Here is a 25474-nt window from a genome sequence, read left to right as displayed (position 1 = left end):
CGCCGACCATGGGTCGGCGCTACCGCTTTTCTCTTTTTTACTACGCGGCTGGCGGCCACTGAACCTGTCAGGGGGCCGGGCGGTGGGGCGGGGCGGGGGCGTTGAGTGCCATGGATGGCACGAAACGAGGCACGCAGGACGCAGTTTTTGCCGTCCCCCGACCAGCCCCACCGCCCGGCCCCCAACACGTAATCCGCTTTTCGCAGCAGCCACCCGCGAGGGGGTCTCACCCGTTCGCCGACCTACTTGCTGGAAACGTATTTCTCGCGGCGGATCTGCGGGTTGCCCAGGCCGGCTGCCTTCAGCGCGTCGACACAGGTGTCCACCATGTCCGGGTTGCCGCACAGGTAGGCGATGTCCGTGGCCGCATCCGGCGCGATGTCCGCCAGCTGCTGCTGCACATAGCCATGGCGCACGTCCGGCCCCGGCGCAGCCGGCAACTCGCGCGACAGGCACGGCACATAGCGGAAGTTCGGGTGCGCCGCCGCGAAGGCGTCGAAATCCTCGCTGTACAGCAGCTCGGCCGGCGTCCGCGCACCCTGAAGCAGCACGACCTTCACCCCGCGCTCGGCCATCGCCGTTGCCAGCAGGGGCAGCATGGAGCGGTACGGGGTGACGCCGGTGCCGGTGGCGATCAGCAGGTAGCGGCCGTTATGGTCACCCGGCTGCAGGCAGAACCGGCCGTATGGACCACTGGCGCTGAGCCGGCCGCCGATATCCAGGCCCTCGAACAGGGCGGTGGCGGCCCCGCCGGGCACGAAACTCACCGCGATATCCACCGCCTCGCCCGGCCCGAGGGCATGGTCGTGGATCGTCGCCAGCGAGTAGCTGCGCTTGGTCTCGGTGCCATCGGCGTACTGGAAGTGGACCTGGATGAACTGGCCGGGCTGGAAATCCAGCGGCTGGCCGTCATCGCGGAGGAACTGGTAATGGCCGACGGTGGGCGCCAGCATGCGGCGGTCGACCAGCTTGATGGGAAATTGGACAGGCACGGCGATGGGAACAGTGTGTAGCCGGGGCGAGCCCGTGGGGGGATCTATAATAGCCCCCCCTGAACCCCTCCATGCGCCACCTGCCGGCGCAAAGGCTTCGAGCTTGGCTTCCCTGAACAACAACGCGCCCGCCCTGCGCGTGCGCGACCTGCGCAAGACCTACGACAACGGCACCGTGGCGCTGAAGGGCGTTTCCCTGGAAGTGGCCCCGGGCGACTTCTTCGCCCTGTTGGGCCCGAACGGCGCCGGCAAGTCGACCCTGATCGGCATCGTCAGCTCGCTGGTGAATCTCAGCGATGGCCAGGTGGAGGTGTTCGGCACCGACCTGGTGCGTGAGCGCAGTGCCTCGATGCGGCTGATCGGCCTGGTCCCGCAGGAGATCAACTTCAACCTGTTCGAAAAGCCGTTCGACATCCTGGTGAACTACGCCGGCTTCTACGGCGTGGACCGGGCCGAAGCGGAAAAGCGCGCCGAGGAAGAGCTCAAGCGCGCCCATCTGTGGGGCAAGGCACAGGTGATGAGCCGCACCCTGTCCGGCGGCATGAAGCGCAGGCTGATGATCGCCCGCGCGATGATGACCCGCCCGCGCCTGCTGATCCTGGACGAGCCGACCGCCGGCGTGGACATCGAGATCCGCCGCGACATGTGGCGGGTGCTGCAGGAGATCAACGTCGCCGGTACCACCATCATCCTCACCACCCACTATCTGGAAGAAGCCGAGCACCTGTGCCGCAACCTGGCCATCATCAACCACGGCCAGATCGTCACCCAGGGCCCGATGCGTGAACTGCTGGCCAAGCTGGACGTGGAAGGCTTCCTGTTCGACATCGACGGCGTGCTGCCGGCGGAGCTGCCGCAGATCGAGGGTGCGACGCTGACCGCCACCGACGGCCACACGCTGGACATCGACATGCCACGGGCGATGGACCTCAACCGCGTGTTCGCCGCACTCAATGCGTCGGGTATCCGCGTGCGATCCATGCGCACCAAGAGCAACCGCCTGGAAGAGCTGTTCGTACGGCTCACCGGCAACCAGGAGAACGTGGCATGAGCACCACCCCGACCCCCGTACTGACCGACGGGCAACGCAACCGCATCGCGCTGGCCACCGTGGTCCGCCGCGAAGTGGCGCGCATCCTGCGCATCTGGGGCCAGACCCTGGTGCCGCCGGCAATCACCATGACCCTGTATTTCCTGATCTTCGGCGGCCTGATCGGCTCGCGCGTCGGGGAGATGGGCGGCTACAGCTACATGCAGTTCATCGTGCCGGGCCTGGTGATGATGAGCGTGATCCAGAACAGCTACGGCAACATCAGCTCGTCGTTCTTCGGCGCCAAGTTCGGCCGCCACGTGGAAGAGCTGCTGGTCAGTCCGATGCCGAACTGGGTGATCCTGTGGGGCTATGTGGCCGGTGCGGTGCTGCGCGGGCTGATGGTGGGCGTGATCGTGCTGATCATCGCCATGTTCTTCACCCCCGTGCGCATCCCGCATCCGCTGGTGACGCTGACCACGGTGCTGTTGGGCGCGACGATCTTCTCGCTGGCCGGCTTCATCAATGCCGTGTACGCGAAGAAGTTCGATGACGTGGCCATCGTGCCAACCTTCATCCTGACCCCGCTGACCTACCTGGGTGGCGTGTTCTATTCGGTGAAGCTGCTGCCGGGCTGGGCCGAAGCCGCCACGCATGCCAACCCGATCTTCTACATGGTCAACGCGTTCCGTTACGGCCTGCTGGGTACCAGCGATGTGCCGCTGTGGGTGGCCTATGCGTTGATGATCGGCTTCGTGGTCGCGCTGACCTTCGTGGCCCTGTGGCTGCTGCGCCGGGGCGTCGGCCTGCGGAGCTGACGTGATGCGGTTCAGCGACTACATCGTATTTGTCGATGAAAGTGGCGACCATGGCATGGACAGCATGGATGACGGGTACCCGTTGTTCGTGCTGTCCTGTTGTCCTAAACGTGTCGTATGAGGATGCTCGCTACAGACAGGCTGTTGATCGCGATGTGGTGAACTACCGATATCCAGTAGCCCTCAGACCTTGTCTGTGGGGAAAGCGCCAACATTGACATGACAAAGAATCCAGGAATTACCGCTGCATAGGCTATTTGCCCCGAAAGCAACATGTGAGCTGAGGCAGCCAAGAGTGCGGTAATCAAGGAGGCCATCACGTCGCTGACGATCAGCCTCTTCACGACAAGCAGTGCGCCAAGGAGAAGCAGATTCTCCAATACAGGAGCTACTGTAAGCCCATAAATCATTGCGCCTACAGTAATACCGTCTTCCACGCTGCGCCAACCCCCTTCGGGAAGCGTGTGCGCGAACAGAAATTCAATTGCGGAAACTATTCCACTTGAGGCTGCAAAAGAAATCGGCGCCAAAAGAATAGCGATTAACACCAATTTCCGGATGTCCAGTCTCGCAGCCAAGTCCTCGCACCCCGCAATTGCAAAAGAAGGATGATTACAGCGACTTCTGCCATAGCCACCAAACTCGACCGGGATGCACAAGCCGGTTGCCACGGCTACGGCGTCAAATGCTTCCCCTGAAAAGCAGAAGGCCCCAGCGAATCCGCCGAGGCCCAATGCCGACCGGGAATCCCCGATCCAGGCTTCATCATAGCAACACGGCTGCGTGCACAATAGGCCAGCCAATAATATTCATGTTTCCCGAACCTGGAGTGACCTGCAGATGCGCATCCTGATCCTCGGCGCCGGTGGTACGGGCGGCTATTTCGGCGGACGCCTGGCCCAGGCCGGCGTGGACGTCACCTTCCTGGTGCGCCCGGCGCGTGCAGCCCAGCTGCAGCGCGACGGGCTGGTGATCCGCAGCCCGCTGGGCGATGCCGCGTTCCCGGTACAGCACGTCACCGCCGAGACCCTGCCGGCGCTGGTCGCCGAGCGCTCCTTCGACCTGGTGGTGCTGAGCTGCAAGGCCTACGACCTGGACAGTGCGATCGAGGCCATCGCGCCGGCGGTCGGCACGCGCGCCAGCGTGCTGCCGATCCTCAACGGCCTGCGCCATTACGCCGCGCTGGATGCACGCTTCGGCCGCGATGCGGTGCTGGGCGGCCTGTGCTTCATCAGCGCCACCAAGGATGAAGACGGCGCCATACGGCACCTGGCCAAGGCCGCGAAGCTTACCTTCGGCGAGCGCGACGACGTCGGGCTCAGTGCGCGCGTGCTGGCGCTGGCGGCGGCCTGTGTGCAGGCCGACGTGGACCATGTCGCGAGCGAGGATATCGCCCAGGAGCAGTGGATCAAGTACACCTTCCTGACCGCGTTGGCGGCGGCCACCTGCCTGCGACGCGCCGACATCGGCACGATCGTGGCCGGCGATGGCGGCGATGCGTTTCTGCGTGGCCTGTACGCCGAGTGCGTGGCGGTCGCCGAGGCGTCCGGTGAGCCGATCCCTGCCGCCGCGCAGGAGACCGCACTGGGCGCGTTGACCCAGCCGGGCTCCGCCCTGAAGGCGTCGATGCTGCGTGACCTGGAAGCCGGACAGCAGGTGGAAGCCGATCACATCGTGGGCGACATGGTGGCGCGTGCACAGGCCTTCGGCCAGCCCGCGCCCCTGCTGGCAGAGGCGTACGCGCAGCTACAGGCCTATCAGGCCGAGCGCGCAGGCTGACGGCGATGCACGACGTGCGCGCCCTGCCCCGCCGGGTGCTGATCCTGGGCATGGGCTACAGCGGGCGGTTGCTGGCCACGCGGCTGCACTCGCTTGGGGTACAGGTCAGCGGCACGGTGCGCAATCCTACAGAAGCACCGCTGGACGGGTTGACCCGCCATGCGCTGGTCGCTGGCCGTGATCCGGACGCGGCGCTGCTGGCCGCCGTGGATCAGGCCGACGCCGTGCTGAGCAGCGTGCCGCCCGATGCCGACGGCGACCCGGCGCTGCGCGTGCTCCACGATGCCCTGCAGGCCAGTTCGGCCCTGCGCTGGGTCGGTTATCTGTCATCGACGGGCGTGTATGCCAACCGCGATGGCGGCTGGGTCGACGCGCGGTCCGAGGCCGATGGCCGCAGCAGCGCTGCGCTGCACCGACTGCGTGCTGAAGCGCAGTGGCAGGCGTTGGCCACCGCGCGCACGCTCGATTCGGCGGTATTCCGCCTGCCTGCGTTGTATGGGCGCGGCCGCAATGCACTGGTGCAGCTGGCCGAAGGCCGCGCACGGCAGGTGCTGCGACCGGGGCTGGTGTTCAACCGTCTGCACATCGAAGATCTGGCCGCCGTCATCATCGCAGCGTTGCGGCAGCCAAGCGGGCATACGTTGTACCTGCCTGCGGACGATGAACCTTCCCCACCCCAGGACGTGCTGGCCTACGCCGCACGCCTGAGCGGGCGGGCCATGCCGCCGGCGCAGGCGTGGGACGATGCCTCGGTCAGCCCGACGCTGCGCCGCTTCTACGAAAGCAACAAGCGCATCGACAGCCGCGAAACACGCGCTCTGTTGCAGTGGCAACCCTGTTTCCCCAGCTACCGGGAAGGGCTGCAGGACGCGTGGGCGCACGGCGACGGGCGTCAGTAACGCCCCGCCACGCTCGGCGGAACCTCCGCCATCACCCCGGCAAGCGGAAGAACGTCCGCGCGGCCGCCGTGGCATTCGCTGCGACGACCTCCACCGCTTCACCGCGATCCCGCGCAAGTTCTTCGACGATGTGGGCCAGATACATCGGCTCGTTGCGACGGTCCTTCGGCATCGGCTTCAGTGAACGCGGCAGAAGGTAGGGCGCGTCGGTTTCAATCATCAAGCGATTGGCCGGGATGTGCTTGACCAGATCGCGCAGGTGCGCGCCACGGCGCTCGTCGCACAGCCAGCCGGTGATGCCGATGTACCAGTCCTGGTCCAGGTAGTCGAACATTTCCTGGCGTTCGCCGGTGAAGCAGTGCACTACCGCCGCGCCGATGCGGCCCTCGAAGTTCTTCATCTGCGCCATGAAATCGTCGTGCGCATCACGCTGATGCAGGAACAGCGGCTTGCGTCCGCCGTCCGCAGCGCTGACCTCCGAGGCCAGCTGCAGCTGCCGCTCGAAGGCGCGGTGCTGCGCCGGGCGCGGTGCGAAATCGCGGAAGTAATCCAGCCCGCACTCGCCCACGGCCACGACCTCGGCGTGCGCGTGCAGCGCGCGCATCTCGGCATCGCATTCGTCGGTGTATTCCACCGCATGGTGGGGATGCACGCCGGCCGTGGCGTACAGGAAACCGGGATGCTGGCGGGCCAGCTGCAGGGCCAGCGGCGAGTGCTCGCGGCTGGCACCGGTGATGACCATCTGTGCCACGCCCGCCTCGCGCGCACGCGCCAGCACGGCATCGCGGTCACGGTCGAAGGAGTCATGGGTCAGGTTGGCGCCGATATCGATCAGTTGCATGGTCATCGCTGTGGGGAAAACGCCGCGCCATTGTACCCATGGCCCCGTGCGCCCTTATCCTTGCAGGATGAGTACCCCGCACTTCCCGATTTCGTCGCTGTTGCCGCAGGTGCTGGATGCGCTGGCGGTGCACCCCCGGCTGGTGCTGGAGGCCCCCCCCGGGGCCGGCAAGACCACCCAGGTACCGCTGGCGCTGCTTGATGCCCCGTGGCTGCAGGGCAGGAAGATCATCCTGCTGGAGCCGCGCCGCGTCGCGGCGCGCAGTGCCGCGCAGTTCATGGCGCGCCAGCGCGGCGAGGACGTCGGTGACATGGTGGGCTACCGCATCCGCTTCGACAACAAAGTGTCGGCGCGGACGCGCATCGAGGTGGTGACCGAGGGCATCCTGACCCGCATGCTGCAGGACGACCCGATGCTGGAGGGCGTCGGCGCGATCCTGTTCGACGAATTTCATGAGCGGCATCTCAGTGGTGACCTGGGCCTGGCGCTGGCGCTGGATGTGCAGGCACAGCTGCGCGAAGACCTGCGCCTGGTGGTGATGTCGGCAACGCTGGATGGCGAACGGCTTGCCCAGTTCCTCGATGCGCCGCGTCTGTCCAGCGAGGGGCGCAGCTTTCCGGTGGAGGTCAGCCATTTCCCGGCACGCCGCGACGAACTGCTGGAACTGCAGGTCCGCCGCGCGGTGCAGCAGGCGTTGGCCAGCCATCCCGGCGATGTGCTGGTGTTCCTGCCCGGACAGCGCGAAATCCAGCGCGTACTGGCGGGTCTGCAGGACAGCGTGGACAACGGCACCGAGGTGCTGCCGCTGCACGGTGAGCTGCCGGTGGAACAACAAGGGCGCGTGCTGCAGCCCGCCACCGATGGCCGACGACGCGTGGTGCTGGCCACCAACGTAGCCGAATCATCGGTCACCCTGCCCGGGGTGCGCGTGGTGATCGACAGCGGCCTCGCACGCGAGCCGCAGTACGATCCCAACAGCGGCTTCACCCGTCTGGACGTGGTGCACATCGCGCAGGCCTCGGCCGATCAGCGCGCCGGTCGCGCCGGTCGCGTCGCCAGCGGCTGGGCGTGGCGGCTGTGGCCGCAGTCGCAGCGGCTGGAGCCCCAGCGCCGGGCGGAGATCGAACAGGTGGAACTGGCCGGCCTGGCGCTGGAGCTGGCGGCGTGGGGCAGCAGCGACCTGCGCTTCGTCGACGCGCCGCCGGCCGGACCGTTGGCCGCCGCGCGGGAGCTGCTGCAGCGCCTGGGGGCGTTGTCGTCCGGCAACGCGATCACGGCGCAGGGCCGTCGCATCCTGGCATTGGGCACACACCCGCGATTGGCCTCGATGCTGCTGGCGGCCGATACGGCAGGCGAGCAGGCGCTGGCTGCCGACGTCGCCGCGCTGCTGGAGGCGCGCGATCCGCTGCGCCAGGGCGGTGACGGGCTGGCCGCGCGCTGGCGTGCCTTGGCCGCATTCCGCGCCGGCCGCGCGCCCCACGACGCGAACCGCAGTGGGCTGGCCGCCATCGATGCGGCCGCGAAGCAATGGCGCCGACGCCTGCGCTGCAATGCCGTGCCGCCCACCAGCATCGAAGCGCATCAACTGGGCGACCTGCTGGCCCATGCGTTCCCCGACCGCATCGCGTACCGACATCCCAACGACCCGCTGCGTTACCTGCTGGCCAACGGCCGCAGCGCGCGCCTGCACGAACTCAGCGACCTGCGCGGCGAGCCGTGGCTGGTGGCCAGCGAGCTGCGCTTCGAGGCACGCGGTGATGCGTTGCTGCTGCGCGCTGCACCGGTGGATGAGCAGTACCTGCGCCGTGCGTTTCCGGCGGGCTTCGTCACCGAGGACATCGTGCGCTGGGACGCCGATCGACGCGCGCTGGTCGCGCTGCGGGAAAGCCGTTTCGACCGCATCGTCTTCGACAGCCGGTCGGCGGGGCGCGTCGATCCCGCCCATGCCGCCGCCGCGCTGACCGAGGCGGTGGCCGAACTCGGGCTGCAGGCCCTGCCGTGGACCGACGGCCTGCGCCAATGGCAGGCGCGCGTGCAGGGGCTGCGCCGCTGGATGCCCGAGCTCGGCTTGCCGGATGTCGGCGATGCCGCGCTGCTGGCCAGTCGCGCCACGTGGCTGCAGCCTGCCTTCCGCGGTAAGACCCGGCTGGATGCGCTGGATGAAGCCAGCTTTGGCGAGGCACTGAAAACGCCGATGGACTGGTCGCAGCGCCAGCTGGTGGAGCGCCATGCACCAACCCGCATCCGTGTGCCGTCCGGGCAGGAGCGCGCGATCAGCTACGCCCTGGACAGCGAGACCGGTGAACCCGTGCCCCCGGTGCTGGCGGTGAAGCTGCAGGAGCTGTTTGGCTTGGCAGATACGCCACGGATGGCCGACAACCGTGTCGCCCTTACCCTGCATCTGCTGTCGCCGGGCGGACGTCCGCTGCAGGTCACCCAGGATCTGCGCAACTTCTGGGCGAACACCTATGCCGAGGTGAAAAAGGAGATGAAGGGACGGTATCCCCGGCATCCCTGGCCGGAGGACCCGTGGACGGCCACGGCAACGCACCGCGCCAAACCCCGCGGAACGTAACCCAGTCATCAGGAGGTGCGGGATTCCTGAATGGCGGCCATGGAGTCACGCCATCGGCCCGCTTGCCTGACATGCCGTTTACAGCGACCGCGCGACACTGGAGTCCGACCCGAGGCAAAGGACCCTACATGAGCAGACTGACCGTAATCACCGACCGTGCACTGGAACGCGCCCTTGACCTGGCCCACAGCGCCGGCGACGGCATCAAGCACGCAGGCGGCAACCTGGGCGGCAGCCTGCGTCATTTCGGGCCGACCGCTGCAGATTGGCTGAAGACCGGCGCCGCGCTGGGTGCCGTAAAGACCGGTGGCCGGATCGCGACCAAGGCCGTGCGCCGTAACCCCGCGGTGACGATCGCGGCAGCAGCGGTGGGCGTGGGCCTGCTGGGCTATGCGCTGTACCGCAAGCAGCAGAAGAAGAAGCTGGAAGGCGGTCATGTCGTCAACAGCCAGGCCAAGCGCGTGGCCGCCCGTGACCGTCGTGCCAACACGGTGGTGGACGAGCACAGCGATATCGGCAGCGATGCCTGAGCCGACGGGGTGGATCGATGATCCGCCTCCCGTTGTCCGCAACATCGCAGTGACGAAGGGCGTGGTGAAAACCGCGCCCTTCGTCATTTGCGCGTCAGTCCACCTGCCGCCATTGGCCAGGCTGCAGGTCATCCAGCCGATACGGCCCAATGGCCACCCGCACCAGCCGCAGGGTGGGCAGACCGACCGCTGCGGTCATCCGACGAACCTGACGGTTGCGCCCTTCGCGCAGGGTCACGGCCAGCCACGCGTCGGGCACGCTCTTGCGGAAACGTACCGGCGGATCGCGCGGCCACAGGGTGGGGGTGGGTATGGATACGGCGCTGGCAGGTAGCGACGGGCCATCATTGAGCACCACGCCACGCCGCAACTGGTCGAGCTGGTCGTCGGTCGGCTCCCCTTCCACCTGCACCCAGTAGGTCTTGTCGGCCTTGTGCCGTGGGTCGGTCAACCGATGCGCCAGGCCACCATCGTCGGTCAGCAGCAGCAGGCCTTCACTGTCATGGTCCAGGCGACCGGCGGCATATACCTGCGGCGGCAGGCCGAACCCGGCGAGGGTCGGGCGCGGCGGTACGCTGCGGTCAGTGAACTGGCAGAGCACGTTGAAAGGTTTGTTGAAAAGGATCAGGGCCATCGGTGCAGGGCTCGGTCCTGGCCGGCAGTGCGATGCGTGCCCGGACGGACAGCACATCCACCGGGCAGGCGTGGCAGGAGGAAAGTACGTCAAGTCTGACGCATGCCGTCCCATCCGTCACAGGGCCTGCCGGCGGAGTGCCGCGGGTGCCCGTGCAAGGCACCCGCCACATCGCGTCACCCTGGATCAGCTACGCGGCTTGATGAAGCGCAGCGTCATGCGGTCGCTCTCACCGATTGCCTTGTACTTCGCGGCGTCGGCGGCATCATGGTTGTTGGACGGTGGCAAGGTCCACACGCCGTTGGGATGATCCTTGGTGTCGCGCGGGTTGGCGTTGATCTCGCTGCTCGCGTCCAGCGTGAACCCTGCGGCCTTGGCCATGGCGATCACCTGCTGCTGTCCCACATAGCCGGTGTCATCGTCATCACCGACGTCGGCCTTCGCACGGTGCTCCACCACGCCCAGCACGCCACCCGGCTTCAGTACCTCGTAGAAGCCCTTGAACATGCCAGGCGCCTGGCCCGACTTGCGCCAGTTGTGCACGTTGCGGAAGGTCAGCACCACGTCGGCCGAACCCGGCTTGCCGAACACCGGGGCGGCCGGGTTGTAAGCGACCTCGGATGCCTTGTCGAACTGCGCCGGCGCGGCGCCGAACTTTTTCTGCAGGCCCTCGCGGCTGCGCTGCTGGTAGTCCCGTCCACGTCCTTCCGGTACGGACATCGGATCCACGACGGCGGCCACGTACTGGCCCTGCTGGCGCACCAGCGGCGCCAGGATCTCGCTGTACCAGCCGTTGCCCGGGGTGATTTCGATGACGGTGCTGGTCGGCGTCACCTTGAAGAACGACAGCGTCTGCGCCGGATGGCGGTAGGCGTCGCGGGTGATGTTGGCCGGATCGCGCGTAGCGGACTTCACCGCCGCCTCGATCGCCGGGGATGCCTGCATATCCGCTGCGCCGGGGTTGGCAACAGGCGACAGGGCGTGCGCCGGTGCGGCGAGCACCATGGCCAGGGCAAGGCAACAGGCAGATGCGTTCAACAGGGTTTTCATGGATCGGCTCCCGCGGATGGTGGGCGCAGACTAGCAGCCGAGGCGCCCATGGTGTTCACATAGCGTTATCGCGGCGCACGCGTGCGCAACACAGTTTTGTGGTCACTGCCGCAGCGCGGTCATGCAACACGATCTATGCTGGATGCTCGGTTATCCAGGAGACCTTCGCATGACAGCAACCCGCGAACTCGGCCGCTCCGGCCTGCAGGTGCATCCCATCGCGTTCGGCGGCAATGTATTCGGATGGAGTGCGGATGAGAAGCAGACCTTCGCCCTGCTGGATGCGTTCGTCGATGCAGGGTTCAATCTGGTCGATACCGCCGATGCCTATTCCGCGTGGGTGCCCGGCAACCAGGGCGGTGAGTCGGAGACACTGATCGGCAGGTGGTTCGCCCGCAGCGGCAAGCGCGACAACGTCGTGCTGGCCACCAAGGTGGCGAAGTGGTCCGAGCGTCCCGGTCTGTCCCCGGACAACATCAATGCCGCGGTGGAAGACTCCCTGCGCCGCCTGCAGACCGATCACATCGACCTGTACCAGGCGCACGAGGATGACGAGTCCACACCGCTGGAATCCACGCTGGGTGCGTTCGCCCGGTTGATCGAGCAGGGCAAAGTGCATGCGATCGGTGCCTCCAACTACAGTGCATCGCGCCTTGCGGACGCCCTGGAGGTCTCGGCGAACTACCACCTGCCCCGTTATGAAAGCCTGCAGCCGGAGTACAACCTGTACGACCGGGTCGGCTACGAATCGGAACTGGAAGCGCTGGTGGAGCGCGAACAGATCGGGGTGATCAGCTATTACTCACTGGCCAGTGGTTTCCTCAGTGGCAAGTACCGCCGCGCCGAGGATGCCGCCAAGAGCCCTGCCCGTGGCAAGAGCGTGGTTGAGAAGTATCTCAATCCGCGCGGCCAACGCATCCTGACGGCGCTGGATGACATTGCCAGTCGACATGCCGCGACGGCATCCCAGGTGGCACTGGCGTGGCTGATCGCACGTCCGTCGATCACCGCGCCGATCGTCAGTGCGACCAGTGTGGAGCAGCTGCACGACGTGCTGGCGGCGGCCCGCGTTGCCTTGTCCGCACAGGATGTCGCCGAGCTGGAGCAGGCCAGCGCGCAGGGCTGAAACGCCCGCTGCAGGCCATCGCACCGCAGGCGAACCGGTGCGTGGCTCATGCTGGTTCCTCGTAGCGGGGTTGAATGGCGGCGATCTCGATCATGACCATCAGGCCGTCTCCTGCGATTGGTCATCGGCGTCCGCTGAGGTCTCCGCACGGATGCGCTCGAAGCCTTCGCCTTTCAGCAGCCAGAGCACTTCATCTTCGGCGTATCGCGTGTGGGGCCGCAGGTCATTGCGTCGCGCGAAGTCAAGGGTGTCCTCATCGTTCTCTGGCGCGAGCACCAGATTGCGCGCTCTCATGCCGCTGCGCAGGAAGTAAAGCGTGCCCGGTGTTCCATCGTGATCCACGTAGCGGACCTCATCATCCGCCCATACAAAGAGGGATCGGGGCGGCGGCGCAGGGGGTGATGCCGGCCTGTCGGTAGTGGCGGGCATCAGAGCGCAGGCGATGGCTTGCCCGCTCACCTCGACGTCGTCCTGCTGTCGGCAGGGGGCGGCCATGGCGCCGGGAATCCAGCTCATGCCGCCGCGTTCAAACCGCTCGATCAGGTCCAGAAGCAGGTATTGATCGCCGTCGTGCAGGTCGTGCAGACCCATGAGGCGACGGGTGACGGCACTCTCCGGCGACCTCAGCATCACCCTTCCCGGCACCGACGTTGAGAGTTGCAGCGGTAGCGCGCCCACCTGGCCATGCTCGTCCATGTGCACCAGGATGTCAGTGCCCAATGAAAAGCTGTTCCGGTAGAGGATGGTCGGGTCGGCCTGCCCCGGCACGTGCACGCTCCTGGCGATGAAGAAGGGCAGATCGTCGTTCAGCACCTGCGGCATGTAGCGCGCATTGCCGCACCATGTGGACTGCTCGCGAACGAAGAGGTGGCGCGCGGGCACGGCCAGGTCGGCCTCTTCACTCCCGCTGGACCCAGCGGCCGGCAAGGGCGTCGCCTCGAAACGGCAGCCGGACATCTTCTGCGCACCTTCCACCAGCGCATCGAGCGAGCTGCCCGACAGGCCGAACCCTGCGACTTCATCGTGCACGGCGTACTCGCCATCGGCCGCCGCGGTCACCTCCAGGAAACCCGCCCGCGCCCCCCGACACGGCGAAGCGGCCGCGTTGATGAAAAACACAAGAAACGTTTTCTGCAGGCCGGACGGCGCGCGGTGCTGCAGCAGGCGGAAGCTGTTGCGGGCAAGCACCTGCGCAGACGTGACCTGGCGCCGCTGAAGCTCGCCATCCTTGAGCACCGATACCGTCATCAGCGCGTACAGCGCATCGTCACCGAGCGCGGTGGCGTCGCGTGGCTCGGCACGTTCGATCTGGCCCAAGCCGAAGTACTTGCTGGCCCCGGCGCGGCGCTGCGCGGCGGCCAGGTCCTCGTGCACCGCATGGAACTTCATCCAGCTTGCCGCCGCGTCGCGTGACGAGGGCGCGGCGTCGAACCCATCCAGGAAGTCCGCGCGCGTGTCGGGCGGCACGCAGAAAGCCGGCTGCAGCGGCAGGAAGCGCATCTTGCCAACCTGCAGGCGCGCCTCGTCGATGTCGTGGAAGCGCAGGCAGGAAAGGGGCTCGCCTGATGGCTCGGCGGGTGGCGCGGCGGTATCGGGTGGTGCCAGCGGCATGCTGGCGTTGGTCGGCAGGATGGCCCGCAGGCCGGCGGACGGCGGCGCAGGGGTGAGGCGCGCGTTGCGGTTCATGGCGGGATGGCCTGACTTCGTGCCATGGGCGATCGCCTGCTTGGCCACTGCCGTGCTTTCCTTTGCGTGCGGGGGCTGTTGGCCGACGACGCCCTGCGGGCGCCACGGCGGAAGCTGAGGATCGACCGCGCCGCGGCCGTCGCTGCCCAAGCGGCCATCCGGCCGCGCATGCCACCGGCGGTGGTGGGTGGTCCGGCTGCGGCCCGGAGGCGCAGCCGCACCGGTCCGGCCGCTACCCGCCTGCGACGCCGGTCGCGGTAGCTTTACCGGTACTTTCACCTTGACCTTCGCTACGCCGGCCTCGACGCCCTGCAGCGGCCAGGCACTTGCCTCGGTCCATGTCGGCGCGGCCCGCCCCCCTGCCAGCGACGGAAGGGCAGGCCAGCCCGTCGTTCCGACGCGCAGCAGGCCGGTGGCGTTGTGGTGTGCAGGGACGAACGCGACCGTCCTGCCGGCGGCCCGTGTGCGGCCAGACGCGGTGGCAGGCGGCAGTGCAGCATGCAGGCCTGCGAGCACACGCAGCCAGCCGATGCCCGCCACCAGCGCGCGTCCGGGGGCCGTCTGCGGCGGCGACATGGCGGGGCGTTGGCTGGCACACAGCAGCGCACAGACGGCCAGGCCCAGCACGATCGGTGCGATGTCGCCGTGCGCCGGCAGCCGTTCTCCCGTGATTCGGCGCAGGCTCTCCGCCAGCGCCTGGAGCACCTGCGCAGGCACCAGCGCGGAGAACGGCAGCTGCTGCAGCGCGCTCAGTATCTGTCCCCTGCCGGCCGCAGACAGCGCCGAGAACAGCTGATACGCCTGGTAGGGCAGACTGACACCGGGAATCAGCCGTTCAGCCTGCTGCACGGCACGGGAGAAACCGAGCACGGTTCCCCAGTGGATCAGTTCGCGGCCTGCGCCGTGCAACACCGCGCGCATTTCGTTCTGCAGCGCGGCGGGCAGCACCGGCAGCGGCAGGTTGCCGACGCCGGAGACCGCACGTCCTGCCAGACCGCCCAGCCCGTCGTGCAACGCGCAAGAGACGCTGAAGGTCATCTGCGAAGCGCAGCGGGCCTGCGCCAGCGGTGCTTCGGAACGCATGGGGGAACCCTGCCGTCGATCAACTGACGATGATGGTGCTCGCTGACGCGGCAGCGGACCACCAGGAATCGCGCGCGTCAGCCGGCGGTGTGGCGGGGCCGGCTGTCTTCGGTTACCAAGGCATGGTGGATGCCGACGCCGGCACGCACGCCCTCGGCGCTGGCCAGGGTGATGTTGCCGATCACGCTAGCGTCCCCGGCGGCATAGACGCCCGGGACACTGGTCTGCTTCTGCGCATCGACGTCGATCAGTACGCCCAGCGGGCTGTCGACCAACCGGCAGCCCAGTTGCTCGACCAGCGGCGTTGCCATGGCCTGCAGTGCAGGGGCGAACAGTGCCCGCTGCGCGCTGTATCGGCCGTCGGCCAGGACCAGTTCGAGCCATTTCAGTTGCTCGCCCTGCACGGCGACCACCGGCGTGGTTTCGATCTGAACGCCGCGCTGCTGCAGGCTGGCCGCCTCGTCGTCGGTGATCGGCAGGCCCTGGCTGAAGAACGTGATCGTGCCCCAGTCGGCCAGCAACGCCGCCTTTGCGGCAGCACCCTCCACGCCACCCAGTACGCCGATCGCCCCGCCGCCTACTTCGTAGCCATGGCAGTAGGGGCAGTGCAGCACGGTGCTTCCCCAGCGCTCGGCCAGGCCGGGGATGTCGGGCAGTTGGTCACTGATGCCCGTCGCAAGCAGCAGCTTGCGCGCGGTGGCGAGGGTGCCGTCTGCCAAGCCCACCTGCACGCCGTCGGCGCCGACGGCAGCCTCCACCGCTTCACCGCTGAGCCAGCGCACGCTGGGGTAATCGAGCAATTGCTGGCGCGCGGTCTTCAGCAGGTCGCTGCCGGCGATGCCATCCATCCCCAGCACGCCATGCGAATGGCTGGCAAAGCGATTGCGCGGCTTGCCAGCATCGATCACCAGCACATCGCGGCGGGCACGGGCGAGCATGAGCGCGGCGGACAGGCCGGCGAAGCTACCGCCAACGATGATGACTTCAGTCTGCATGGTGCGCTCCGTGGTGGTGGTGCTGCAGGTGGCGGGCGAATTCCGCCCCCAGCGTGTCAAGCGTGGTCGAGCGCAGGCGCGCTTCCAGCAGGCGTTGTGCCTGCACGGCGCCTTCGTGCAGCGCCTGCTCGACGAGCTGGCGGATCGGGCAGCCGATGCCCTCGTGCTGCACCTGGCCCTGCACCAGTGAGGGCGCGCCGACGGCAAGGTAGATGTCATGCAGCGAGATCGTTGCGGGCGGTCGGGCCAGCAGGCTGCCGCCGCCGTGGCCGCGCGCGCTGTGCACCAGGCCTGCCTGCTGCATCTGCGAAAGCAGCCGCCGGATCACCACCGGATGGGTGGGAAGGCACGTGGCCAGCTGCGTGGAGGTCATCGGCATGGTCTGGCCCACCAGATGGGCCATGACGTGCAGGGCGTCGGACAATGGGTTGGCGGCTTTCATGTAACTACAATAGTTACATTTAATGCTGATGTCTATGGTCTTGATTCGTTCCATAGACGCAGACTCAAGCGCTATCACGAAGCTTTCATCTCATTGAATGCAACACGAACCGTGACCGAATTGGCACTTAAGCGCGGCGCTGTTTGACCGATACCGAAATTCCCTTCCCGGATCAGACAGCTCATGCGCACCGCCAGCCCGGCTTCCTCCCTCCCTGCGCGTGGCATCCAGTTCAAGCTGGTCGGTGCCACGGCGCTGGGCCTGTTGCTCCTGGTCGCCAGTGCCCTGGCCGGCCTGGCGTCGGCCTGGTTTGACCTGGGTACCGCGATGCCTGCCTCTTATGCGGTGAACCGCGATGCGGAGAAGCTGCAGCGCGAGTTCCGCCTGCAGGTGCAGGAATGGAAGAACGTGCTGCTGCGCGGCAGCGACGATGCGCTGCGCGAGAAGCACACGGCTGCGCTGGTCGAAGAAGGCCGCAAGGTGCGCGATCTGGCGGCCACCGTTGGCCGTGCTGAAGATGCGACGACCCGCGAACAGGTGGCCGCCTTCATGGCCGATCAGGACACGCTGGAGCGCGACTACCAGAGTGCACTCCAGGCCTACATTGCATCCGGTTACGACCCGGCTGCCGGCGATGCGCCGGTGCGCGGGCGCGACCGGCCTTTGGCCCAGGCGCTGGATGCGCTCGCCGCACATACCGCAAAGGTCGCCGATGCGGCCATCGCCCAGCGCGCTACGGATGCGCGCGAACTTCTGGTAACCAGCGCCGTCGTGACCGTCATTGCCGCACTGTTGCTGCTGCTTGCCTTGGCCTGGTGGCTGCGCCGCGCCGTGGTGCGCCCGGTGGCGGCGATGGAAGCGGCCGCACGCGCGGTGGCGGCCGGCGACCTTGATTACCGGGTACCGGTGCAGGGCAATGACGAAATCGGTCGACTGGCCAAGGCGATGCAGGACGTGCAGAGCACGCTGCGTGGCGTGCTGGCCGCGCAGGCGGAGATGGCCCGTACCCACGACGCCGGGCAGATCAGCTACCGCATGCAGGCCGACGCCTTCCCCGGCGCGTATGGGCGCATGGTCGCCGACTGCAACGCACTGGTTGCGGCCCATATCCAGGTGAAGATGCGGGTGATCGACATCGTCAGCCGCTACGCGGTGGGTGACCTGTCCGAAGACATGGACCGCCTGCCGGGCGAAAAGCAGGTGATCACCGATACGCTGGATCGGGCGAAGGTGAATCTGGGCGCGATCAATGCGCAGATCAAGCAGCTTGCCGGTGCCGCGGCGTCGGGCGACTTCAGCCAGCGGGGCGACGTGGCACGCTTCGATCATGACTTCGCCGACATGGTCGCTGGCCTCAACCAGTTGATGCAGGTGACCGATGGCAATCTGGGCCAGGTGTCGACCATGCTGCGCGCCATCGCCGATGGTGACCTGCGTGCGCGCATGCATGGCGAATTCCACGGCGTGTTCGCGCGCATCGCCGGCGATGCCAACACGACGGCGGCGCAGCTGGCCACCATAGTCGCCGACATCAAGCAGGTGGCGAACAGCGTGCAGGATGCGGCCGCCGAGATCGCCACCGGCAACAACGATCTATCGCAGCGCACCGAACAGCAGGCGGCCAATCTGGAAGAAACCGCCGCCTCGATGGAGGAGCTGACGTCCACCGTTCGCCAGAACGCTGACCATGCGCGCACGGCGAACGAACTGGCACACCGCGCCGCGACGGTCGCCTCGGAGGGCGGCGATGTCGTTGGCCAGGTAGTGGCCACGATGAGCGGCATCGAAGCCGCTTCGCGGCGCATCGCCGATATCATCACGGTGATCGACGGCATCGCGTTCCAGACCAACATCCTGGCGTTGAACGCAGCCGTGGAAGCCGCGCGCGCCGGTGACCAGGGTCGCGGCTTCGCGGTGGTGGCCAGCGAAGTACGCACGCTGGCACAACGCTCCGCTGCCGCCGCGAAGGAGATCAAAGACCTGATCGCGACCTCGGTGGACACCGTGGCCGAGGGGTCCGCACTGGTGCGTCAGGCCGGCGCCACGATGGGCGACATCGTCGCATCGGTGCAGCGGGTCACCGACATCATGGCTGACATCTCCGCAGCGTCCCAGGAACAGAGTGCCGGCATCGAACAGGTCAACCAGACCATCGTGCAGATGGACGGTGCGACCCAGCAGAATGCCGCACTGGTGGAAGAGGCCTCGGCCGCCGCCCGCAGCATGGAGCAGCAGGCAGCGCGGCTGACGGACGCGGTCGGCGTGTTCACGCTGGATGCGGCGCGTCGTCCGATGGCCACCGCATAACGGCCATCGCGTCTGCTGGTCGTACGGAGGGGTCAGGCAACGGGCACGAACGGCGCCCGTTGCATTTCCGCGGCCAGCACGTCCAGGAACGAGCGTACGCGCGCTGACACCGCCGTGTTGCGGTAGTACACCGCGTGGATGGGCTGGAAGACATCAAGGGTCTGCGCCGACAACACCGGTACCAGGCTGCCGGCAGCGCGGTCGCTGTGGGTCAGGAAATCGGACAGGCAGGTGATGCCGGCGCCTTCCACCGCCAGCCGGCGCAACGTTTCGCCGCTCGACGCGGCGATGTCCGGGCGGATCCGCAGCTGCCCCTCATCATCACCGGGCACTGGCCAACGGTTGAGCGATTCAGGCTCGTTGAATCCCAGCAGGGTATGCCCCTGCAGGGCCGATAGGCTGTCCGGCATGCCGTGTCGCTGCAGATATCCCGGGCCCGCCACCAGCTGCAACCTGCACCGGCCCAGCAGGCGTGCATGCAGGGTCGAGTCGGCCAGTGGGCCGATGCGGATGGCCAGGTCGGTTCGTCGTTCCAACAGATCGATGTAGCGCTCCGAGCTGTTGACCTCCAGGGCGACGTCGGGGAACTGATCGCGATAGCGGGCCACCAAGGGGGCGATGACATGCAGCACGAAGGGCATCGCCGCGTCCACGCGCAGGCGGCCGGCCGGACGCTGGCGACGCAGCGCCATCTGCTCTTCGGCCGTCTCCACCGCCTCCACGATGTGCCGCGCCTGGCGTACGAATGCCTCGCCTTCGGCGGTCAGGTGCAGCCGCCGCGTCGTGCGGGTCAGCAGCGTGGTGCCGAGCTTTTGTTCCAGGCGCGCCAGTGCGCGGCTTACCCCTGACGTGGTCTGGCCGAGCTGCTCCGCTGCCGCACTGAGGGTGCCGCAGTCGATGACCGCCAGCAGCGCCTGCATCTCATCAAGGGTCGTCTTCATGGAGCCATTATTGACCATGGCGCAAGAGTGATTGGCGTGAAGATGGCTTCCGGCGCAAAGGTACGCGGCGCAGACTGCGCTCCTTCCTCCTCGCTGGACCCTGTCATGACCCGTGGCATTCCCCTCGCCCTTCTGGCTTTGACTCTCGGCGCCTTTGCCATCGGCACCACGGAGTTCGTCATTGTCGGGCTGCTGCCCACCATCGCCGCCGACCTGCAGGTCAGCCTGCCCTCGGCAGGCCTGTTGGTGTCCCTCTACGCATTGGGGGTAGCGATCGGTGCCCCGGTGCTTACCGCGCTCACCGGCCGCGTACCGCGCAAAACCCTCCTGGTCGCCCTGATGGTGGTGTTCACCCTTGGCAACCTGGTCGCCTTCCTGGCCCCCGGTTACAGCTCACTGATCGTCGCGCGCATCCTCACGGGCCTGGCGCATGGCGTGTTCTTCTCCATCGGCTCGATCATCGCCACCTCGGTCGTGCCGAAGGAGAAGGCCGCCAGCGCGATCGCGATCATGTTCACCGGCCTGACTGTCGCCCTGGTGACCGGCGTGCCGCTGGGCACCTTCATCGGCCAGCACATGGGATGGCGTGCGACGTTCCTTGCGGTCTCCGCGCTGGGTGTCGTGGCCCTGCTGGGCAGCCTGTTGTTCGTCCCACGCAACCTGGCACAGAGCGCGCCGGCGACGTTCCGGCAACAACTGGGGGTGCTGGCACAGCCGCGCCTGCTGCTGGTGTACGCCATGACCGCGCTGGGCTACGGCGGCACGTTCCTTTCCTTCACCTATCTCGCCCCGATCCTGCAGGATGTCACCGGCTTCTCGGCCAATGCCGTGAGCGGCGTACTGCTGGTGTATGGCATCTCGGTGGCATTCGGCAATGTGTGGGGCGGCCGACTGGCCGACCGGCTGGGCCCGATTCCCGCGCTGAAGCGAATCTTCGCGCTGCTTGCGCTGGTGCTGCTGGTGCTGACGTTCACCGCGTACAACACCTGGCTGGTCCTGCTGACCGTGCTGGCACTGGGTGCGGTGGCGTTCGGCAACGTGCCCGGCCTGCAGGTCTACGTGGTCAAGCAGGCGCAGCGTTACGCACCGCAGGCAACGGATGTGGCTTCCGGCCTGAACATCGCCGCCTTCAACATCGGTATCGCCCTCGGCGCCTCGCTGGGCGGCCTGGTGGTGGAACACGTCGGCTTGATGCACACGCCCTGGTTGGGGGCCGTGGTGGTCCTGGGCGCGCTCGGGTTGACGGCGCTGAGCGGCCGCCTGGATCGACGTGATGGCATCGATGAGCAGGCCAACGGCATTGCCGTGGCCGCGCATTGAGCACCATCCCGCTGCCACGACGCAGCGTTGCCCGCATGCACACACCCCCTGCCCTACCCTCTTTCCATCCCCTGCTGGAGTCCTCCCCCATGACCCTTCCTGCTCTCGGCCTCGGCACCTTCCGCCTGAAAGGCCAAGCGGTGATCGATTCGGTGCGCAACGCACTCGACGTCGGCTACCGCGCCATCGATACCGCGCAGATCTACGGCAATGAAGCGGAGGTCGGTCAGGCGCTCGCCGAATCCGATGTGTCGCGCGATGACGTGTACCTGACCACCAAGATCTGGATCAGCGAGTTCCAGCCCGATGCGCTGATCGCCAGCCTGGAGGCCAGCGTGCAGAAGCTGCGCACCGATCGGGTCGACCTGACCCTGATCCACTGGCCGTCGCCGGACGACGCGGTGCCGATGGAGACCTACCTGCCCGCCCTCGCTGACGCGAAGGCGCGCGGGTTGACGCGCGCCATCGGCATCTCCAACTTCACCATCGCCCAGACCCGCCGCGCCATCGGCATCCTCGGTGCGGACCAGATCGCGACCAATCAGGTGGAGATCCATCCTTACCTGCAGAACCGCCTGCTGGTGCCGTTCCTGCAGGAACAGGGCATCCACATCACCGCGTACATGAGCCTGGCCTACGGTGAGGTGATCAAGGATCCGGTGATCCAGGCCATCGCAGGGCGCCATCAGGCGACGGCTGCCCAGGTCGCGCTGGCCTGGGCCCTGCAGCAGGGCTTCGCGGTGATCCCGTCTTCGACCAAGCGCGCGAACCTGGCCGGCAACCTGGAAGCGGCCCGCCTGCGGCTGACCGACGAGGACCTGGCGCAGATCGCCAAACTGGACCGCGGTCATCGACTCGCCAATCCCGAGGGCATCGCCCCGGCGTGGGACTGATCGAGCCGGTTCGGCGGGCCCCTTTGTCGCGCTTTGGTAGCGCCGAGCCATGCTCGGCGGATTGCGTCAGTCCCGCAGCAACCACGCGCGCAGCGCCGCGCTGACCTCGGCCGGTTTCTCCATCGGCACCAGATGCCCGCTGCCAGGCACGACGACCAGCGTGGAATGCGGCACCAGCGCTTGCATTTCCTCGCTGATCGACACGGGGGTGATGCGGTCATTCGCCCCACAGACGATCAACAACGGGTCCTGATAGCCGGACAGCACATCGTGCCCGTCCACCCGCTGCAGCGCGCTCTGCTGCAGGAACACCTCCGCGCCCAGCCGGGCCGTCATCGCCCGCACGCGCTGTACCAGCGCCTCGTCATCCAGCCGCGAGGCATCGATGTAACTGCGCATCAGCGTGTCACCGAACCCATTGAACCGGCCCGGAAGACGCACGCTGGCCACCTGCGTTGCGCGCTGCGCAGCGCGTTCGGGCGAATCAGCACGAATCGAGGTGCCGATCAGGGCCAGCCGGAGAACACGCTCGGGTGCAGTGCGAACAATCTGTTGGGCGACAAAACCGCCCATCGAGAATCCGGCCAGTGCAAAACGCGGTGGCGCCTGCGCCAGTACGGCGTCGGTCACCGCCTGCATCGTATCGCCCCGGGTCAGATCGCCGACGTTGCACGCCGCGATATCCTCGAGTGCGGTCAACTGGTCGCGCCACAGCTCTGCATCATTGAGCAGGCCGGGGAGCAGCAGCAGCGGGATGCGTTCGGTCATTCGTGCATTATCGCCGGTCCGCGCATCACGCCAACAAGGTAGACGCCACCTGCTGCACCGGCAGGCTGACCATCATCACCGTGGAGTCGTCCGGGTCCAGCCGGGTAGTGAAGCCCAGGCTCTGGCACATCGCGATCATCGTACTGTTCTCGCGCAGCACCTGGCCTTCCACGGTGTCCAGGCCCAGCCACTTCGCGTACTCGATCATGATCGTCATCAGACGCCAGCCGATGCCGTGGCCCTTCAGGTCCGACCGGATCAGGATGCCGTACTCGCCGCTGTGATAATCGGCATCGGCATGCAGGCGGACCGCGCCGAGCATCTCGCCCGATCGCGGATCAAGGGCGACCAGCGCAATGGAGCGTGCGTAATCAAGCTGGGTCAGGCGCGCGATGAACTCATGGCTGAAGTGCTTCACCGACTGGAAGAAACGCAATCGCAGATCTTCGTCACTGACCCGGGCGAAGAACGCACGGAACAGCGCATCGTCCTCCGGACGGACGGGCCGCACGAAGGCGGTGCTGCCATCGGACAGCACCAGTTCGCGCTCCCATTCCTTGGGATACGGGAACACCGCGAACCGCGGGTGGCCGCGTCCCTTGTGCAGGATGCGCGATGGCGCGACGGCCACCCGGGCATCCAGTGCAAGGATGCCTTCGCGATCGGCCAGCAGGGGATTGATATCCAGGGTGCGGATCTCGGGGATGTCCGCGGCGAGCTGCGCAAGCTTGACCAGTACCAGCGCCACGGCGCGCTCGTCGGCCGCCGGGAAATCACTGTAGGGCTTGAGGATGCGCGACACGCGCGTGCGGCCGATCAGCTCGTGGGCCAGCCGTAGATCCAGCGGCGGTAGCGCCAGGGCCTTGTCATTGATCACTTCGACGGCGGTACCGCCGCGACCGAACACGATCACCGGCCCGAACGTCGCATCGTCGGCGATGCCGGCAATCAGTTCGCGCGCTTTCGGGCGCACGATGGTGGGCTGCACCAGCAGGCCGTCGATGCGAGCATCGGGACGCAGTTCGCGCGCGCGTGACAGGATGCTGATCGCTGCGGCCTGCACCGCCGCGAGGGTGGACAGATTCAGGCGTACACCGTCCACCTCGGACTTGTGCGGAATATCGGGCGACAGGATCTTCAAGGCCACGCTGGCACCCTGCTCCAGCAAGGGCTGGGCCAGGTCCATCGCCTCGTGGGCGTCGCGGGCATGCAGCACGGGTGCGGACGGAATGCCATAGGCCTTCAGCAGCGCATGCGTCGCCAAGGGGTCCAGCCAGCGCTGGCCGGCAGCCAGTGCCGCCTCGACGATCGCGCGCGCTGCGCCGGCATCGACAACGAAATCCTGCGGCAGGCTGGGCGGGGTCTCCATCAGCGCACTCTGCGCATCGCGATAGCGCACCAGGTGCTGGAAGCCGCGCACGGCCTCGGCTTCGGTGGGATAGGTCGGGACGCGCGCGGCGTTCAACGTGGCCGTGGCGCGCTCGTCGTTGCCCAGCCAGACGGCGAACACCGGCTTGTCCCGCTGATGCCGTGGCCGCAGGCCCAAGGTGCGGGTGAGTGCCTGCGCGGCGTCGGCCGATGAGGTGAACGCCGTGGGCACGTTGACCACCAGCAGGGCGTCGTTTTCGTTGTCGGCCAGCAGCGCTTCGATGGCGGCGGCATACCGATCGCCATCGGCGTCGACCACGATGTCCACCGGGTTGGAGCGTGACCACCCGCGCGGCAGCACCGCATCGAGCTGCTTGACGGTGCTGTCGGACAGGCCGGCCAGCGTGCCGCGCAGTGCCGACAATTGATCTACCGCGAGCCTGCCCACACCGCCCCCGTTGCTCAGGATGGCCAACCGGCGGCCGGGGAATGCGCCCAACCGGCCCAGGGTCTCTGCCGCGGTAAACAGCTCGTCCAGCGCGCTCACCCGCAGCAGGCCCGCGCGGTTGAACGCCGCGCCATACACATCATCGGCACGTGCCAGCGCCTGCACGTGGGTGTCATTGCCCGGCATGATCCGTTCGGCACGCCCCGACTTCACCACCATCACCGGCTTGGAGCGCGCGGCTGCACGCGCAGCAGACATGAACTTGCGCGCGTCCTTGATCTGTTCGACATACAGCAGGATCGCGCGCGTGCGGTAGTCGGTGGCGAAGTAATCCAGCAGGTCGCCAAAGTCGACGTCCATCGTGTCACCCAGCGACACCACGGCGGAGAACCCGACCGAGCGCGCCACGCCCCACTCCACCAGGGCGGCGGCGATGGCGCTGGATTCGGAGATCAAGGCAAGGTCGCCGGCCTGCGGCACGTGCGCGGCGATGCTGGCATTCAACCGTGCATGGGGCGCGATCACGCCCAGGCAGTGCGGGCCGAGGATGCGCAGGCCCTTGGCGCGCGCGCTGGCTTCGACCTGCGCCGCCAACGAACCGGGCCCCTCCCCCAGATGCGCGGTAAGGATGATGGCCGCCGCAACGCCCAGCGCCGCCGCATCGGCGATCACCTGCGGCACGATGCTGGCCGGCGCGGTCACCACCACCAGCTCCGGCACCCAGTCCAGGTCTTTGAGGCGCTTGACGGTGCGCGTGCCATCGATCTCCGCATGGCGTGGATTGACCCACGCCACCTTGCCGGCGAAGCCCGCCCCGCGCAGGTTGCGCATCACCGCACGGCCCGCCGAACGATCACGCGGACTGCCCCCGATAACGGCAACGGACTGCGGGCGGAACACGGACTGCAGGTTGTAGGTGCTCATGGCCGTAGTAGAGCAAAAAAAGGGG

21 protein-coding genes and 1 pseudogene are annotated in these 25474 nt (G+C 67.3%); 11 read left to right on the top strand and 11 right to left on the bottom strand.

Annotation, left to right across the window (positions count from 1 at the left end; translation table 11 throughout):
- Positions 1-242: 242 nt before the first annotated feature.
- Positions 243-992 carry an FAD-binding oxidoreductase gene (locus IFT65_RS16270; RefSeq protein WP_192082396.1) on the bottom strand — a complete coding sequence of 250 codons (750 nt, stop codon included), beginning with the start codon at positions 990-992 and terminating at the stop codon, positions 243-245.
- Positions 993-1095: 103 nt separating this feature from the next.
- On the opposite strand from IFT65_RS16270, the gene IFT65_RS16265 reads away from it, so the two are divergent.
- The 3 genes and pseudogenes from IFT65_RS16265 to IFT65_RS18930 form a co-directional block, all read left to right on the top strand.
- Complete coding sequence (locus tag IFT65_RS16265) at positions 1096-2043, top strand: ABC transporter ATP-binding protein (RefSeq protein WP_192082394.1); 948 nt, start codon at positions 1096-1098, stop codon at positions 2041-2043.
- Positions 2040-2840 (top strand): ABC transporter permease, encoded by an 801-nt coding sequence (locus tag IFT65_RS16260; RefSeq protein WP_188325377.1) that lies wholly within the window; start codon positions 2040-2042, stop codon positions 2838-2840. The genes IFT65_RS16265 and IFT65_RS16260 overlap by 4 nt, the downstream gene beginning before the upstream one ends.
- Positions 2841-2844: 4 nt before the next feature.
- Positions 2845-2943: pseudogene (locus IFT65_RS18930) on the top strand (DUF3800 domain-containing protein); the annotation flags it as partial.
- Between the two features lies 1 nt (position 2944).
- Here the strand turns inward: IFT65_RS18930 and IFT65_RS16255 are convergent.
- Positions 2945-3388, bottom strand: a complete 444-nt coding sequence (locus tag IFT65_RS16255) for a CPBP family glutamic-type intramembrane protease (RefSeq protein ID WP_192082392.1) — start codon at positions 3386-3388, stop codon at positions 2945-2947.
- Between the two features lie 292 nt (positions 3389-3680).
- Between IFT65_RS16255 and panE the strand changes: the two genes are divergently transcribed.
- The gene (gene panE, locus IFT65_RS16250; RefSeq protein ID WP_192082390.1) at positions 3681-4619 is read left to right on the top strand and encodes a 2-dehydropantoate 2-reductase; all 939 of its coding nucleotides are present in this window, start codon (positions 3681-3683) and stop codon (positions 4617-4619) included.
- Positions 4620-4624: 5 nt separating this feature from the next.
- A complete protein-coding gene (locus tag IFT65_RS16245; RefSeq protein WP_192082388.1) occupies positions 4625-5518 on the top strand; it encodes an NAD(P)H-binding protein in 894 nt (297 codons plus the stop codon).
- 31 nt (positions 5519-5549) lie between these two features.
- Here IFT65_RS16245 and IFT65_RS16240 read toward each other — a convergent pair whose 3' ends face one another.
- Positions 5550-6359 (bottom strand): TatD family hydrolase, encoded by an 810-nt coding sequence (locus IFT65_RS16240; RefSeq protein WP_192082386.1) that lies wholly within the window; start codon positions 6357-6359, stop codon positions 5550-5552.
- Between the two features lie 67 nt (positions 6360-6426).
- Between IFT65_RS16240 and hrpB the strand changes: the two genes are divergently transcribed.
- Both hrpB and IFT65_RS16230 read left to right on the top strand, forming a co-directional pair.
- Entirely contained in the window at positions 6427-8934 is a 2508-nt protein-coding gene (hrpB, locus tag IFT65_RS16235) for an ATP-dependent helicase HrpB (RefSeq protein ID WP_192082384.1), read from the top strand.
- Between the two features lie 128 nt (positions 8935-9062).
- The gene (locus IFT65_RS16230; protein WP_188325382.1) at positions 9063-9464 is read left to right on the top strand and encodes a hypothetical protein; all 402 of its coding nucleotides are present in this window, start codon (positions 9063-9065) and stop codon (positions 9462-9464) included.
- A 94-nt stretch (positions 9465-9558) separates the two neighbouring features.
- Here the strand turns inward: IFT65_RS16230 and IFT65_RS16225 are convergent, their stop codons facing one another.
- Together IFT65_RS16225 and IFT65_RS16220 are read right to left on the bottom strand one after the other, a co-directional pair.
- A complete protein-coding gene (locus tag IFT65_RS16225) occupies positions 9559-10098 on the bottom strand; it encodes a pseudouridine synthase (protein WP_192082382.1) in 540 nt (179 codons plus the stop codon).
- A 186-nt stretch (positions 10099-10284) separates the two neighbouring features.
- Positions 10285-11103, bottom strand: coding sequence for a methyltransferase (locus IFT65_RS16220; protein ID WP_249405197.1), 819 nt, complete (start codon positions 11101-11103; stop codon positions 10285-10287).
- Positions 11104-11317: 214 nt separating this feature from the next.
- Here IFT65_RS16220 and IFT65_RS16215 point away from each other — a divergent pair, with 214 nt between their 5' ends.
- Positions 11318-12274, top strand: a complete 957-nt coding sequence (locus IFT65_RS16215) for an aldo/keto reductase (RefSeq protein ID WP_192082378.1) — start codon at positions 11318-11320, stop codon at positions 12272-12274.
- A 99-nt stretch (positions 12275-12373) separates the two neighbouring features.
- Here the strand turns inward: IFT65_RS16215 and IFT65_RS16210 are convergent, their stop codons facing one another.
- The 3 genes from IFT65_RS16210 to IFT65_RS16200 form a co-directional block, all read right to left on the bottom strand.
- Entirely contained in the window at positions 12374-15043 is a 2670-nt protein-coding gene (locus IFT65_RS16210; protein ID WP_192082376.1) for a hypothetical protein, read from the bottom strand.
- 77 nt (positions 15044-15120) lie between these two features.
- A complete protein-coding gene (locus tag IFT65_RS16205) occupies positions 15121-16038 on the bottom strand; it encodes an NAD(P)/FAD-dependent oxidoreductase (protein ID WP_192082374.1) in 918 nt (305 codons plus the stop codon).
- Positions 16028-16480, bottom strand: coding sequence for an Rrf2 family transcriptional regulator (locus IFT65_RS16200; protein WP_192082372.1), 453 nt, complete (start codon positions 16478-16480; stop codon positions 16028-16030). The genes IFT65_RS16205 and IFT65_RS16200 overlap by 11 nt, the downstream gene beginning before the upstream one ends.
- A 183-nt stretch (positions 16481-16663) precedes the next feature.
- Here IFT65_RS16200 and IFT65_RS16195 point away from each other — a divergent pair, with 183 nt between their 5' ends.
- Positions 16664-18787, top strand: coding sequence for a methyl-accepting chemotaxis protein (locus IFT65_RS16195; RefSeq protein ID WP_192082370.1), 2124 nt, complete (start codon positions 16664-16666; stop codon positions 18785-18787).
- A gap of 32 nt (positions 18788-18819) precedes the next feature.
- Here IFT65_RS16195 and IFT65_RS16190 read toward each other — a convergent pair whose 3' ends face one another.
- Positions 18820-19728, bottom strand: a complete 909-nt coding sequence (locus IFT65_RS16190; RefSeq protein WP_192082368.1) for a LysR substrate-binding domain-containing protein — start codon at positions 19726-19728, stop codon at positions 18820-18822.
- 105 nt (positions 19729-19833) lie between these two features.
- Here IFT65_RS16190 and IFT65_RS16185 point away from each other — a divergent pair, with 105 nt between their 5' ends.
- Positions 19834-21048: an MFS transporter gene (locus IFT65_RS16185; protein WP_192082366.1), complete on the top strand. Its 1215-nt coding sequence runs from the start codon at positions 19834-19836 to the stop codon at positions 21046-21048.
- Between the two features lie 89 nt (positions 21049-21137).
- Positions 21138-21941, top strand: a complete 804-nt coding sequence (dkgB, locus tag IFT65_RS16180; RefSeq protein WP_192082364.1) for a 2,5-didehydrogluconate reductase DkgB — start codon at positions 21138-21140, stop codon at positions 21939-21941.
- A gap of 66 nt (positions 21942-22007) precedes the next feature.
- Here the strand turns inward: dkgB and IFT65_RS16175 are convergent, their stop codons facing one another.
- Both IFT65_RS16175 and IFT65_RS16170 read right to left on the bottom strand, forming a co-directional pair.
- Positions 22008-22709 (bottom strand): alpha/beta hydrolase, encoded by a 702-nt coding sequence (locus IFT65_RS16175; RefSeq protein ID WP_192082362.1) that lies wholly within the window; start codon positions 22707-22709, stop codon positions 22008-22010.
- A gap of 25 nt (positions 22710-22734) precedes the next feature.
- Positions 22735-25449: a bifunctional acetate--CoA ligase family protein/GNAT family N-acetyltransferase gene (locus tag IFT65_RS16170; RefSeq protein WP_188325394.1), complete on the bottom strand. Its 2715-nt coding sequence runs from the start codon at positions 25447-25449 to the stop codon at positions 22735-22737.
- Positions 25450-25474: the final 25 nt, after the last annotated feature.

Source organism: Stenotrophomonas sp. CFBP 13725 (assembly GCF_014841935.1).
Lineage (GTDB): Bacteria > Pseudomonadota > Gammaproteobacteria > Xanthomonadales > Xanthomonadaceae > Stenotrophomonas.
This window is presented reverse-complemented; position numbering and strand designations above follow the sequence as displayed.

Coding starts and splice junctions, on each gene's coding strand:
- IFT65_RS16230 (WP_188325382.1), top strand. CDS start 9,063: ATGAGCAGACTGACCGTAATCACCGACCGTGCACTGGAACGCGCCCTT.
- IFT65_RS16175 (WP_192082362.1), bottom strand. CDS start 22,709: ATGACCGAACGCATCCCGCTGCTGCTGCTCCCCGGCCTGCTCAATGAT.
- hrpB (WP_192082384.1), top strand. CDS start 6,427: ATGAGTACCCCGCACTTCCCGATTTCGTCGCTGTTGCCGCAGGTGCTG.
- panE (WP_192082390.1), top strand. CDS start 3,681: ATGCGCATCCTGATCCTCGGCGCCGGTGGTACGGGCGGCTATTTCGGC.
- dkgB (WP_192082364.1), top strand. CDS start 21,138: ATGACCCTTCCTGCTCTCGGCCTCGGCACCTTCCGCCTGAAAGGCCAA.
- IFT65_RS16190 (WP_192082368.1), bottom strand. CDS start 19,728: ATGAAGACGACCCTTGATGAGATGCAGGCGCTGCTGGCGGTCATCGAC.
- IFT65_RS16220 (WP_249405197.1), bottom strand. CDS start 11,103: ATGGTGCTCGCCGCACCGGCGCACGCCCTGTCGCCTGTTGCCAACCCC.
- IFT65_RS16170 (WP_188325394.1), bottom strand. CDS start 25,449: ATGAGCACCTACAACCTGCAGTCCGTGTTCCGCCCGCAGTCCGTTGCC.
- IFT65_RS16205 (WP_192082374.1), bottom strand. CDS start 16,038: ATGCAGACTGAAGTCATCATCGTTGGCGGTAGCTTCGCCGGCCTGTCC.
- IFT65_RS16195 (WP_192082370.1), top strand. CDS start 16,664: ATGCGCACCGCCAGCCCGGCTTCCTCCCTCCCTGCGCGTGGCATCCAG.
- IFT65_RS16240 (WP_192082386.1), bottom strand. CDS start 6,359: ATGCAACTGATCGATATCGGCGCCAACCTGACCCATGACTCCTTCGAC.
- IFT65_RS16210 (WP_192082376.1), bottom strand. CDS start 15,043: ATGCGTTCCGAAGCACCGCTGGCGCAGGCCCGCTGCGCTTCGCAGATG.
- IFT65_RS16185 (WP_192082366.1), top strand. CDS start 19,834: ATGACCCGTGGCATTCCCCTCGCCCTTCTGGCTTTGACTCTCGGCGCC.
- IFT65_RS16200 (WP_192082372.1), bottom strand. CDS start 16,480: ATGAAAGCCGCCAACCCATTGTCCGACGCCCTGCACGTCATGGCCCAT.
- IFT65_RS16245 (WP_192082388.1), top strand. CDS start 4,625: ATGCACGACGTGCGCGCCCTGCCCCGCCGGGTGCTGATCCTGGGCATG.
- IFT65_RS16215 (WP_192082378.1), top strand. CDS start 11,318: ATGACAGCAACCCGCGAACTCGGCCGCTCCGGCCTGCAGGTGCATCCC.
- IFT65_RS16260 (WP_188325377.1), top strand. CDS start 2,040: ATGAGCACCACCCCGACCCCCGTACTGACCGACGGGCAACGCAACCGC.
- IFT65_RS16225 (WP_192082382.1), bottom strand. CDS start 10,098: ATGGCCCTGATCCTTTTCAACAAACCTTTCAACGTGCTCTGCCAGTTC.